Annotated in this window: 11 protein-coding genes and 1 pseudogene; 3 read left to right on the forward strand and 9 right to left on the reverse strand. The window is 71.9% G+C overall.

The window, feature by feature from the left end; translation table 11 throughout:
* The first annotated feature begins 113 nt into the window (after positions 1-113).
* A complete protein-coding gene (locus HLK59_RS20425) occupies positions 114-461 on the forward strand; it encodes an STAS domain-containing protein (RefSeq protein WP_171142922.1) in 348 nt (115 codons plus the stop codon).
* Here the strand turns inward: HLK59_RS20425 and HLK59_RS20430 are convergent.
* Complete coding sequence (locus HLK59_RS20430; protein ID WP_171142923.1) at positions 419-751, reverse strand: helix-turn-helix domain-containing protein; 333 nt, start codon at positions 749-751, stop codon at positions 419-421. The genes HLK59_RS20425 and HLK59_RS20430 overlap by 43 nt on opposite strands.
* 379 nt (positions 752-1,130) lie before the next feature.
* Positions 1,131-1,661, reverse strand: a complete 531-nt coding sequence (locus HLK59_RS20435; RefSeq protein WP_171142924.1) for a hypothetical protein — start codon at positions 1,659-1,661, stop codon at positions 1,131-1,133.
* A 1,183-nt stretch (positions 1,662-2,844) separates the two neighbouring features.
* Here HLK59_RS20435 and HLK59_RS20440 point away from each other — a divergent pair.
* Positions 2,845-3,237 carry an SCO5389 family protein gene (locus HLK59_RS20440; protein ID WP_171142925.1) on the forward strand — a complete coding sequence of 131 codons (393 nt, stop codon included), beginning with the start codon at positions 2,845-2,847 and terminating at the stop codon, positions 3,235-3,237.
* A gap of 90 nt (positions 3,238-3,327) precedes the next feature.
* Here HLK59_RS20440 and HLK59_RS20445 read toward each other — a convergent pair whose 3' ends face one another.
* On the reverse strand, positions 3,328-3,600 hold the full coding sequence (locus tag HLK59_RS20445) for a hypothetical protein (RefSeq protein ID WP_171142926.1): 273 nt from the start codon (positions 3,598-3,600) through the stop codon (positions 3,328-3,330).
* A gap of 345 nt (positions 3,601-3,945) precedes the next feature.
* On the opposite strand from HLK59_RS20445, the gene HLK59_RS20450 reads away from it, so the two are divergent.
* Entirely contained in the window at positions 3,946-5,676 is a 1,731-nt protein-coding gene (locus HLK59_RS20450; RefSeq protein WP_171142927.1) for a SpoIIE family protein phosphatase, read from the forward strand.
* Between the two features lie 36 nt (positions 5,677-5,712).
* On the opposite strand, the pseudogene HLK59_RS20455 reads toward HLK59_RS20450, so the two are convergent.
* From HLK59_RS20455 to HLK59_RS20480, 6 genes and pseudogenes are all read right to left on the reverse strand, one after another.
* A pseudogene (locus tag HLK59_RS20455) lies at positions 5,713-6,085 on the reverse strand (YceI family protein); the annotation flags it as partial.
* Positions 6,086-6,324: 239 nt separating this feature from the next.
* The gene (locus HLK59_RS20460; RefSeq protein WP_346779778.1) at positions 6,325-8,775 is read right to left on the reverse strand and encodes a SpoIIE family protein phosphatase; all 2,451 of its coding nucleotides are present in this window, start codon (positions 8,773-8,775) and stop codon (positions 6,325-6,327) included.
* A gap of 266 nt (positions 8,776-9,041) precedes the next feature.
* A complete protein-coding gene (locus HLK59_RS20465; RefSeq protein WP_165951228.1) occupies positions 9,042-9,779 on the reverse strand; it encodes a tRNA-dependent cyclodipeptide synthase in 738 nt (245 codons plus the stop codon).
* A gap of 194 nt (positions 9,780-9,973) precedes the next feature.
* Complete coding sequence (locus HLK59_RS20470) at positions 9,974-11,188, reverse strand: beta-ketoacyl-[acyl-carrier-protein] synthase family protein (RefSeq protein WP_171142929.1); 1,215 nt, start codon at positions 11,186-11,188, stop codon at positions 9,974-9,976.
* A complete protein-coding gene (locus tag HLK59_RS20475; RefSeq protein ID WP_132800241.1) occupies positions 11,185-11,454 on the reverse strand; it encodes a phosphopantetheine-binding protein in 270 nt (89 codons plus the stop codon). The genes HLK59_RS20470 and HLK59_RS20475 overlap by 4 nt, the downstream gene beginning before the upstream one ends.
* Positions 11,427-11,873: a 3-oxoacyl-[acyl-carrier-protein] synthase III C-terminal domain-containing protein gene (locus tag HLK59_RS20480; protein WP_346779779.1), complete on the reverse strand. Its 447-nt coding sequence runs from the start codon at positions 11,871-11,873 to the stop codon at positions 11,427-11,429. The genes HLK59_RS20475 and HLK59_RS20480 overlap by 28 nt, the downstream gene beginning before the upstream one ends.
* Positions 11,874-12,230 lie beyond the last annotated feature (357 nt).

Genomic DNA, 12,230 nt, shown 5'->3' on the forward strand with positions numbered 1-12,230 from the left:
GTGCTTCCCATGGGGTGAGCGGGTGGATAGGACGGCCAGGGCGGGGCAGGGGGTCGGTAGGCTCTCGTTGAGATTGTGCGCTGGCCTCCCGAGGAGCCGGTTGGGAGAACGCTGTGGCTGATCCGTCGGTCGAGACGATTGCCTCCGGGCGCTGCCTGGTGGCGAGGGTCAGCGGCGAGATGGACTACCTGACCGACCCGCTGTTGCGCCCGCAGTTCAAGGAACTGATCGCGCGGGGTGACCGCTTCATCGTGCTGGATCTGTCCGGCGTCTCGTTCTGCGACTCCGCCGGGCTGAATGTGCTGATCGGAGCGTGGAGACAGGCGGATGCCGGCGGAGCCGTGCTGGTGCTGGCGTGTGTGCCGCAGCCGTTGCGGCGGATCCTTCAGATGACCGGGGCAGATCAGCTTCTGCGGGTCTATGACACGGTTTCCGATGCAGAGGCCGTCTTCGGTGCCTGAGACCCATTCCCGGCAGCGAGTTCCACGAGCGCGCGGGCGTTGAGGCCGGCTTCCGCGGGGTGCCGCAGCGGCTGGTCGAGGTCGACGATGTACTGGTTGCGACGTCCGACCCGTTGCCGACGGAGGTAGCCGGCCTGTTCGATGTCGGTGATGATCGCCTGGACTGTTCGTTCGGTGATCTGGCAGGCGGCGGCGATGGCGCGCAGACGAGCGTCCGGGCCCTGCGCGATGGCCCGCAGCACCCGGGCGTGGTTGGTCAGGAAGGTCCACCGCCGCTCTGAGTCGGACATCGTGATCAGCAGCCCCTCAGCCTCGACCTAACACGTTGAAAAATACCGGAAATGCTCTTCCGTCGTCATGATGGCAGGGGCCCGCGGTTCGAATCCACGGGTGATGCGTGTCCTTGCCGGTCCCGAATCGTTGACCTCGTGCGACACCACGGTGTGCACTTGCGGTGGCGGCTTCGTGTCCTGCTCTCCCGCGCAGACACGGGGGTGCTCCTCTCCGGTGAACCGGCCGGTTGGGCGGCTCCGGGCATTAGTCACCGACATGCCCGGAGCCTGCCCGAGGGTCAGCTGGCTTCGGCGCGTTCGGCCAGGGCCTTGGTGTGGGCGAGACGGTAGGAGTCTGTGCCGGTCTGGATGATCGCGCCGTATCGCGGCGTACAGATCAACCTTCGACTGCGACTTCCCCATCCGGCCCCCTGCGGCAGAAGCACACCCCACCGTCCCACCGCAAGCCCCTGGGTGACCGGTAGCCGGGGCCTCGTTCGACGCGACAGCCGGGCAGCTGGGCGTGGGCGGCGGCTGCATGGTGGACGCAGGCGGTGACGGCGGGCCCGGAAGCGGGCACGAGCAGCACGGCGTCCTCCAGCCCCTCGCAGCCGTCGGCACGGTCACCGGCGGCCTGGCAGCGGTCCGGCTCGGGGAGGATGAGGTCGGGGTACAGCTCGCGGACGGCGGCCCAGAGTTGGGTGCCGGAGAGGTTCACGGCGATGCGGGCGGCGTCGAGTTCGGCGGCGGCCCGGGTGAGGTTGCTCGCGATGAGGGGGATCTCATGCACGGCGAGTTCCGCGTCGGCGGGGAGGGCGTGCTGGAGAGCTTCCACCTCCGCTCGGGTGCGCGGGTCGCTACAGGACGCCTCGATGGTGCGCATCAGCCGGTACATCGCCTGTGCGGCCTGGCGTGTTCCCTCGGCCACCGTCTTCCGTCGCCTTCCGTCTTCACGGTCGCTGCCGGCTCCGGGCTGGGGACAGCACGTCCCACCTGCACCAAGGCGTGGTTTCGCCGCCGATGTCGGTCTGTCATGCTGAAGGCGTTGGCCCCTGATCGTCCACATCCCCGTGACGCGTCAGGGGCCGCGTCAGCTCTGCGGCTTCACTTCCGCCAGATAGGCCCGGACCAGTACCTCGGCCTCAGCACACCGTCCCGGCCCGTCGGGGCACCGGGTGCAGTGCTGTATGTGGTCCACGTAGGTGTCGTAGCGGCTTTGAGCAGTGGGAGTGAGAGCGCTGTACATCCCGTGTCCTCCCCACGGCGCGCTAGACAGCGCGCCGCCTTGTTGACCGGATTTCAGCAACTCCATCGAGCATATGCGACAACCCGCATGTCCGGGCCGGAACCAAGCGGCTATGGACGATTGCCCCTCCGCTGCGCCTCGCCCGGATAGTTGCAGGCTCAACAAGCAGCACTGCAGCCGGGTTTCGCAGTATCCGCCAACGGCCCCGCATCAGACCGCCCCCGGCCGTCGGCAACAACTGTCCATGCCGCGAACGACCGTCGCATCCTTCGCCCAGGCTAAGAGCCGCTCCGCGGCCGCAGCGCGCCGAGCTCCAGGTCATGCGCAGGTGGGCAGCCGTGCCGCCTCGGGACAGGGAGGTGCCTGGCCGCAATGCCCACGCCTATTGGCGGGTATGCGCCGCCGGTGCGGAGTTCACCCGTTCGAGCGGCGGCCCTCCCTGCGCGGTCGTTCCGCCTGGTACCACGGGCATATGCAGGACTGGAATGAAGCATCCCGGACTGATGGCTGCGGGGGCGTCCCGTGCATCGTCAGTGCCGTCCGTGCCGGAGACGACCGCCTGATCGGCCTCTTGTTGAAACGGTTCGCCCGGCATGCGGAGTTCGAGGGCCCCTTCCGGCTGCGCGACGCCCTCAATGGCACCACCAGCCCGGACCTGGTGCCCTTGAGCGAGGCTGCCGAGTGTGGAATTGACCATCGGTCAACCCATTCGACCCAAAGGTTTGACGATCTCCGGACATGGGCGGCATGCCGCCTGGGTACGGTCCCGGGCGACCGCCGTCGGCACCCCCGCCACGGCGGTCGGTCCATGCCCCAGGCCCCGCCCGCTGTAACGACGCCGGACGGGCCACTCACCGGAGGTTCCATGTCCCTCGCCGTTTCCCCCGAGTTGCTCGCCAAGGCCGAACAAGGCCAGGTCAGCGACGGTGAGTTCATCGACTGTATCCGCACATCCCTGCCCTACGCCTGGGAGATGGTCTGCGCCCTGGTCGCCCAAGCGGAGGCGGGGGGAGGCGACTTCGCGGACAACCAGGTACCGCCGCCCAACGAGCAGGCTCGCGGGCAGCTGCTGCGCGCGATGGCCAGCGATGCGATACGCGGCGCGCTCCAGCGGCACTTCGGGGTGCGCCTGGCCTTCCAGAACTGCCACCGCCTCGCGGTGTTCGCCCCCACGCCCGGCGCAGGTGAGCGGTACGCGCGCTTCACCTCCGTCGAGGCGCAGTTGTTGAACCAGTCGCCGGAGCTGCGGGATTGCTGACGCTTCCCGCAGAGGTGTGTCCGGCCGTGGCGGCCGGACACACCTTCCCCCGCCTGCTTCTTCCCAGAGGCCAGTACCGGCCTCTGGGACTCAGAACGGCCGGGCGGTGGCGTGGAGGACAGGAACGGGGGCGGGGCTGCGGCCGCCGGGCCAGGGCAGTTGCCGGGGTACCCATTCGCCGGGGCCTGACTGCAGCGGATGCGGAGCCTGATTCCAGTGATCCATGGCCGGGCGATAGCCGAAGTCGGGTACCGGACAGTGGTCTTCCGGGCCGCGCTCGCCCGGCACGGCGAGGCGGCCGGCTCGCCACTGTGCGTAGAGGGCGTCGTAGATCGGGGTCGGTGTGGCCGACAGGGGATTCATGGGCCAAGTCAACGGCGTAGCAGGCCGCCGGTGCGTCTGCCGGACGGGTGCATTTCACGCAGTTCCGGTTAAAGGAATGGCATACGGCGGTACAGCGCCCTGTCCGCGGCCAGCGCCTGGGTACGTGCCATCGTCGTCGGTGTCCGTGGGTAGGGCGCTGGCTCGGGCCGCACCACGGTGGTGTGATGAGCCTTGCCTCGCCGGGATGAGCCGCTGCCAAGATCGCCGTCATGGGGCCCTGCCGGTCGTGCGGTCGGAGGGGAGGTGTGGAGGTATGGCGGGGATGGTGGCGGATTCCTGGCGTTTCCGGGTGCGGTGACCCGCTGGCTGTGGTGCGATGCTGACGTGGGCCAGCAGGTCAGGCATGAGGGCGAGGGGGCGTGGGAGGGCGGCCCCGCGTTCTGGGACGCATGGTCGGCGCAGGTGCAGGAGCTGCTGGGCCAGATCCTGGACGGGACGCCGGCAGCGGTCGGCGTGCTGGACACCGAGTTGCGCTACCGGTACGTCAACCCCACCCTGGCCCGGATGAACGGGGTCCCTGCCGACAAGCACCTGGGGCGCACCGTCGCCGAGATCGTGCCCGACGTCGAGGCCCGCGAGGACGTCCTGCACACGGTTGTCGCCGATGGCATCGCGCGGGAGACGGTCTCCAGCGGCCACACCCGGGCCGACTCCCCGCTGGAGCGCCGTTACTGGCACGGCGCCTACCACCGCCTCGAACAAGGCGGCCGGCCAGTGGGTATCGTTGGCATCCTGCTGGAGATCTCCGCCGCCCGGCACGAGCAGCGCGAGCTGGAGCGGGCCCGGGAGCGCCTCGCGCTGCTCGATGAGGCCGCTACCCGCATCGGCACCACCCTGGACATGGACACCACCTGTCAGGAACTCGCCGAGTTCCTGGTGGAGATGCTCGCCGACGCCGCCACCGTGGAGGTCTTCCCCGAGCACGGCACCAGCAGGGTGCCGCGGGACGGGTCGCTGCGGCTGCGGCGGGCGGCCATGGCCTCGGTGCCCGAGCTGGAGGTGGCGCTGCGGCCGCTCGGGGTGCCCGGCACGTACGTGGATTACCAGCCCGGCTCGTCCATCCCCCGCTGTCTGCAGACACGACAGCCGGTGATCGACAACGTGCCCGACGACGCAGAACTGGGCCGGGTCGCTCCCGGCGCCGGGCGGGTGGCGGCGTACCGGGCGGCGGGCATCCACTCCGCGCTGATCGTGCCGCTGACCGCCCGAGGCCATGACGTCGGCACGGTCAGCATGGTCCGGGCGGGCACCTCGCCACTGTTCGACGAGGCCGACGCGGTGATCGCCCAGGACCTGGCCGGCCGGGCGGCGATCAGCTTGGACAACGCCCGCCGCTACACCGCCGAACACAACGCCGTCGTCCAACTGCAGCGCGCCCTGCTGGCCGAGCCCGGACGCCCGCACCCAGACCTCGACGTCGCCTACCACTACCGGCCCGCCGGGCGCGGGGTGCTGGTGGGCGGGGACTGGTTCGAGACCGTCGCCCTCGATCGCGGGCGGACCCTGCTGGCGGTGGGCGACGTGATGGGCCACGGCATCCAGGCCGCCGCCGCGATGAGCCGCTACCAGGCGATGCTCCGCGTCGTCGCCGCCCGCGAACCCCGCCCCGACCGCATCCTGGTCGAACTCGACCACCTGCTGCACACCACCGGCGCCGAGCGCCCGGCGACCTGCGTGATCGCCGTCGCCGACCCGGCGGAGGGCACCTGCATGTGCGCCAGCGCTGGCCATCTGCCGCCCGTGATGTTCGGCCCCGACGGCCAGTCCGCGTTTCTGCCGGTGGCGCCGGGACCGCCGCTGGGCACCGGCCACGGCCGCTACACCTCACTCACCGTGCCCTGGGAGAGAGACGCCACACTCCTGCTGTACACCGACGGCCTGGTCGAACGTCGCCACGAGGACATCGACGCCTCCCTGGCCCGCCTCACCCGCATCCACGCCGGTACGGCCCCTGCCGACCTGATCGGCCAGGTCCTCGCCCGGGTCGCCCCGGACGACCCGGAGGACGACATCGCCCTGCTCGCCGCCCGCCCCACGCGACAACGGTCGGCCTGAGCGGCGCGGAAGGCGCTGCCCGGCGGGTGCCCGGTGTCACCCGGCCGCGGGCGGGGCGTCCAGCTGTGCGGCCCGCAGGACCTGGATGTCCATCTCGACGCGGATGGTGGTGCCGATCGCCGGCGATGTCGTGGGCGAGCATCTTCTGCCAGGGCAGGGCGAAGTCCTCGCGGTGCAGCTCGGTCACGGCCTTGCAGGCCGCACGCTGCTCCCCCTCCATGCCGGTGCCCAGCCCGAGGTAGCTGGTCTCCAGTTTCACGGTCCTGGAGACGCCGTGCAGCTCCAGCGCCCCGGTCACCTCCCAGTGCGAACCGCCACGGTGCACGAAGTCGCCGCCGTCGAAAAGCAGATAGGGGTGGGCGGCGGCGAGGAAGTCCGGCGAGCGCAGGCGGTCATCCCGCATCTGCACACCCTGTGTGAACCGGGCACACACTCCGCTTTCCTGCGCGCGCTGTTGTCCCGCAGGCCATCACGGTTCACTGGAGGCTGCGCCACGCGAGTCGGCCCGGTGGGGGGAATGGGCGGCACCGCCCGGTCCGGCCCCGAATCCGGCCGGGCACCGCTCAGGGAACGGCTGGCGCGGCTCCGCTTAAGCCCGGCGCCCCGCCCTTCCCGGCCAGGCCGCAGCCGCGTGCTGATCGGACCTCATCAGGTTTCCATCGCGGTCCCTGCAGTGCCGAAGTCCAGAGCGTCGTGGTCGAGGGGCTGTTCGGCCCAGATGATTTTTCCGTCTCCTGTGTAGCGGGTGCCCCAGCGCCGGGTGACCTGGGAGATCAGGAACAGGCCGCGTCCACCTTCGTCGGCCGTGCGGGGGTGGCGCAGGTGTGGGGCGGAGTTGCTGGCGTCGAAGACCTCGCAGATCAGGGTGTGTTCCAGGATCAGGCGCAGTTGGATGGGCCCGGTCGCGTGCCGGATGGCGTTGGTGACGAGTTCGCTGACGACGAGCTCGGTGGTGTCGGTCAGGTCCTCGCGCCCCCAGACGATGAGCTGGCGGGTGGCCATGTTCCGGGCCTGGGCGACGACCGCCGGGTCGCTGGGCAGATCCCACGAGGCGACATGGCCGGCATCCAGGCCGCGGGTCCGGGCCAGAAGCAGGACGGCGTCGTCGGTGAGAGGGCGAGCCGGCGCGAGTTCGTCGACGACGTGCCGGCACAGGTGCTCCAGCGAAAGCCCGGGTGCCGCCAGCGCACGGCGGAGACCGTCCCTCCCCGCGTCCGGTTCGTCGATCAGGCCGTCGGTGTAGAGGGCCAGCACGCTGCCTTCGGCCAGCGTCAGCTCGATGGACTCGAACGGCAGCCCGCCGATGCCCAGCGCGGGTCCTTGTGGCAGGTCAGGGAAGCCAGGTGCAGCGCCTGGGGTGATGATCGCCGGGGTGGGGTGGCCCGCACTCGCCATGACGCACCGCAGGCTCACCGGGTCGTAGATCACGTACAGGCAGCTGGCCCCGGTCGCCCCCGCAGCGCCTCTCCCGCCCACCTGGTGTCCTCCGGCACCGCCGGTCTGTTCCTCGCGGGCCGCCTGGGTGATGAGGTCGTCGAGGTGGGCGAGCACTTCCTCGGGTGGCAGATCGAGGTCGGCGAGGGTGCGTACGGCGGTGCGCAGCTGTCCCATGGCAGCGACTGCCTCGATGCCGTGGCCTGGGACCTCGCCCACCACCAGGGCGACCCGGGCCCCGGACAGCGGTATGACGTCGTACCAGTCGCCGCCCAGCGCGGACAGTTCATCACCCGGCCGGTAGTGCGCGGCCGCCTGAACCGCCTGCTGCGCGGGCATGCCGTGCGGCAGAAGACTGCGCTGCAGCACCAGCGCGGCGGTGTGCTCGCGGGCGTAGCGGCGGGCGTTGTCCAGGCATACGGCGGCGCGCGCGACGAGTTCCTCGGCGAGGCGCAGGTCTTCCTCGTCGAACGGCTCGTCGTTCTGTGCGCGGATGAAGGTGGCCACGCCCAGGGCGGTGCCGCGGGCGAGGAGCGGCACCACCATCGCCGTGTGCGGCCTGGACGCACCGCCCGTCAGAATGCCGCCGGCCCACCACGCGGCCTCGGAGTCCAGGTGCGCGGTCCGCCGGGACCGGCCGTCGGCCAGTACCTGCCACAGGGGTGAAGTGGCGTCGTACCCGACCGCCGTGTCCGCGCCCTGCGCGTACGCTCCCCGCCGGCCCAGGCGCAGCAGCCGTTCGCCGGGACCGTCGCCGGCCCGTCTGGGCACCGGCTCCGCGCCGGTGGCCGCCGACTCCAGCAGGTCGACGACGACGCAGTCGGCCAGCTCGGGCACCGCCACGTCGGCCAGGTCCTGCGCGGTGCTGCCCACGTCCAGGCTGCGGCCGATCTGCTCACTGGCCCGGCCCAGCAGGGCGAGGCGTTGCTGGGCCCGGTAGCGGTCGGTGGTGTCGAACACCGAGTAGCACACCCCCAGCGGGTGGCCGAGATCGTCGTCGATGCGCACGAACGACATCACATGAGCATGGTCCCGGTGCGGGTCCGACCGGGTGCGGCCCACGTGCTCCAGGCCGACGACCGGCTCACCGCTGTGCAGGACCCGGCGCATGTACATCTCCAGGACCTCGGCGTTCAGGCCCGGCTGGATCTCCGCGAGCCTGCGCCCCAGACGTTCGGCGGCCGTCCCGCCGCCGAAGTGCTCCAGCGCGGCGTTCGACCACACGCACCGCAGCTCTGCGTCCACCACCGCCAGCCCCACCGGGGACCGCACCGGCAGCTGGGCCAGCACGGCCGGGCCCAGCCCCCACACCGCGGACAGCGCCGCGTCCGCCGCCGACACCAGCCAGCTCGCCTGGCCCGTCTCCTCCGGCAGCCGCACCACCCGCACCTCGACCGGCGTCGGCCGCCCGTCGGCGTGCCGCACCGAGACCACCCCCGACCAGCCGCCGTCCGCCCGGCACCGCTGAACCAGCTCGGACACCCGCACCCCGTTGTCCGACACCAGCAGTCCCACCGCAGGCCGACCGACCACTTCCGATGCCGCATAGCCCAGCAGCCGCTCGGCCGTCCCCGGCCACCCGACGACCACCCCACGACCGTCCAGGAGCAGCTCGGCCGCCCGTGCCAGGCCACCCACCGCGTCCGCTCTGACGCCGACTTTCACCTCGGGTATCCCCACAACCACCGGCTCCGTTCTCCTCGCGCCCGCCCGCCGCTCCCTTTCTTCCCGCTCTGTCGGCCTTGTCACAGCATCACCTGTGAAGGACGGGTGCGCACCCACGCGCGCGAGGGCCCCTCGTGTGTGGCGGAGTGCCGCAGCAGTAGAGCGCGGGCTACGGCTGCTCCGTCACCAGTGACGGCGTTCCGCGGATAGGGAAGCCGCGCGGCGCGGAGAACGTGGTCGTCGAGGACTCGGGCCGCGTCGTCAGGTCAGTGCCGGGGCTCCAGCTGCACGAAGCCCTGGCCTGACGCCGCGGGCAGCGGCGCCTCCGGCTGATACAAGAAGGGCGCCAGCGCGGGCACGGCCCGGTAGGCGAAGACGGACTCCGTGGTTCCCAGGATCCCCGGCGAGTTCACGAGGTAGGGCAGTTCCATCTCCAGGTACTGCCTGCCCGCGCTGATCTGGTCGGCGTCGGGCTGCCAGCCCGGTGGCATCCGGTCGCCGCGCAGTGCGTCGGCCACCATGCGCGTGCAGAGGTCGTGGAACGCGGGGAACGTCTGCTCCGCGCGGGTGATCTGCTCGCGCGCATCCCGGTAGGCCGGGGTCTCGAAGCCGTCCGAGATGTACAGGACCCGGCACCGGGATGTGTCTACCCCGCTGTCCTTGACGGCCCGGGTGATCCGGTTGGTCATCTGCCGGACATCGCGGTACGCGCGGGCTCGTGCGTGTTTGGGTGCGTAGCCGCGGCCGAGGTAGGTGCACGCGGCCATCTCGACGTGTGCGGTCACCATGTCCACCCGCGCGAACCGCTCATCCGCCCAGTGCAGCAGGGCGGTGAGCCGTTCCTGTGAGAAGAAGCCGCTGCCCGGGCTGACGCCGATCACGATGTGCCGGCGCCGGTCCAGGATGCCGGCGCACCGCTGCGTGAACGGCGACACGGTGAATGGCCCGTCGGTGCGCGCAGCCGGGCTGGCTGTGGTGGTGGAGCTGAGCGCCCAGTTCTTCACGCGTGAGTCCCTGCTGTGATCAGCCGACTGTGTCGGTCCGTTCCGAAACACGCGGACATGGAATGTCTGTTCATCCGTCTCTGCCTGAGATCAGTTCCGTCCCGAGTTCCACTCGAATGACGTGTCAGGGCTGCGTGCCGTCGTATGACGGCGTGATCGAGTGAGTTCGGAGTGCGGCTCCGGCGGGAGCGCCGTCACGGGGCGGTGAAGGCGAGCACCGTGTTGTGGCCTCCGAAGCCCAGGGAGTGGCTGAGGGCGAGGCGGACGGGGTGGGGGCGGGGGGATTGGGTGATGAGGTCGATGCCGCTGGTGGTGGCGTCGGCGGCGGTGAAGTTGGCGGTGGGTGGTGTGGCGGCGTGGGCGATGGTCAGGACGGTGAGGGCGGCCTCGATGGCGCCGGCGGCGCCCATGGTGTGTCCCAGGGCGCCTTTGGCGGAGGTGACGGAGGGCGGCCGGCGGGGGTAGAGGTCGCGGATCACGGTGGCTTCCACGCTGTCGTTGAGCGGGGTGCTGGTGCCGTGGGCGTTGATGTGGTCGACGTCGTCGGGGTCGGCGCCCGCCTGGGCGAGGGCGGTGCGGGTCGCCGCCCGCAGACCCGCCCCCTCGGGGTGAGGGGCCGTCGGGTGGTGGGCGTCGCTGGTGGTGCCGTGGCCGGCGAGGCGGGCCAGGGTGCGGGCACCGCGGGCGTCGGCGTGGCGTCGGCGTTCGAGGACGAGAATGCCGGACCCCTCGCCGAGTACGAAGCCGTCGCGGTCCTTGTCGAAGGGGCGGGAGGCATGGTCGGGGTCGTGGCTGCGCTTCGACAGGGCGCCCATTTTGGCGAAGGCGGCGGCGCACAGGGGGGTGACCATGGCGTCGGTGCCGCCGGCGAGGGCGATGTCGCAGGCCCCGGTTTGCAGGAGCAGGCAGGCGGTGATGAGGGCGGTGGCCCCGGAGGCGCAGGCGGTGGAGGTCTGCAGGGAGGGGCCGGTGATCCCGAGGTCCAGGGCGAGGTGGCCGGCCGTCATGTTGGGGAGGAAGGCGGGCATGGTGAGCGGGGACAGAGCGGCGGGGCCGGTGGTGAGGAACTTGTGGTGCTGGGCTTCGAGGGTGTCGATGCCGCCGGCCGCGGTGCCGATGACCACCGCCACGCGGGCGGGATCCCAGTCGGCCGGGTCCAGGCCGGCGGAGTCGAGGGCCTCCCGTGCGGCGGTCAGCAGGAACCGGGTGCCGCGGTCGAAGCGCCACAGACGGCCCCGGCCTGCGGGGAGGTCCGGGACCCGGCAGGACATCGTCACCGGCAGGTCGCTCAGCACGGGGTCGGTGCGCGCGGTGGACCGGGCGGCGCACACCGTCTCCCAGGTGTCCTGCACGCCGATGCCGCCGGGCGTGACGAGGCCGATGCCGGTCACGGCCACCTCGCCGATCACTGTGCGGCCTGGTGTCCCGGGGCGGGTTCGCCCGCGTCCAGCAGCGCGGTCACCGCACGGGCCACGTCGGCGACGGTGAGCTCACCGGAGGCGCCCGAGTCGTCGAGCGGGATCTGCCACTGCTCCTGGAGGGTGACGTAGAGCTCGACGACGGCGAGGGAGTCCAGTTCCAGGGTGTCGAGGGTGGCGTCCGGGGCGATGCGGTCGGGGTCGACCTCGAACTTGTCGCTGAGGAGGGTCACGAGGTGGTCGTAGACGCGGTCCACGGGTGGCTCCTTGAGAGGTCAGGGGTGCACAGGGGGGTGGTGTCGAGATCAGTGGGCGGTGCTTCGGTGGCCGGGACGGCGGCGGGCCAGTGCAGGGCGACGGAGGCCCAGGTCAGGCCGCCGCCGAAGGCGGTCAGCAGGGAGCGCTCGCCGGGTGGAACGGCCTGGTGGACGGCCGGGTCGGCCAGGACGAGGGGGATGGAGGCGGCCGCAGTGTTGCCGAGGTCGCGGATGTTGCCGAACCGGTGGGCGGGCGCGATGCCCAGGCGCTCGGCGACGGAGTCCAGGATGCGCTGGTTGGCCTGGTGGCCGACGAAGGCCCGTACCGTGTCAGGGGCCCAACCTGCCTGTTGGAGCGCTGAGTTGGCGGACTGCGTCATGCGGCGTACGGCGTGGGCGTAGACCGTGCGGCCCTGCATGCTGAAGTGACGCGCGGCCGGGTCGGCGGGTGGCAGGTGCTGGGGGGGGGGGGGGGGGGGGGGGGGGCGGGGGGGGGCGGGCGGGGGGGGGGGGGTGGGCGGGGGGGGGGGGGGGGGGGGGGGGGGCGGGGGGGGGGGGGGGGGGTGGGGGGTGGGGGGGGGGTGGGCGGGGGGGGAGGGGGGGGGGGGCGGGGGGGGGGAGGTGGGGCGGGGGGGGGCGGGCGGCGTCGAGAGCGGGGTCGAGCACCTGGGCGGCTACTACAGGGAGTAGGGCCGGCGGGGGGCGGGGAGCGGCGGGGAGGGGGAGCAGGGGAGGGCGGGGCAGTGGATGGGCGAGGGGGGGAGCTCCGGCAAGTC

Origin of the sequence: Streptomyces sp. S3(2020) (genome assembly GCF_013044505.1) — a bacterium.
GTDB lineage: Bacteria > Actinomycetota > Actinomycetes > Streptomycetales > Streptomycetaceae > Streptomyces.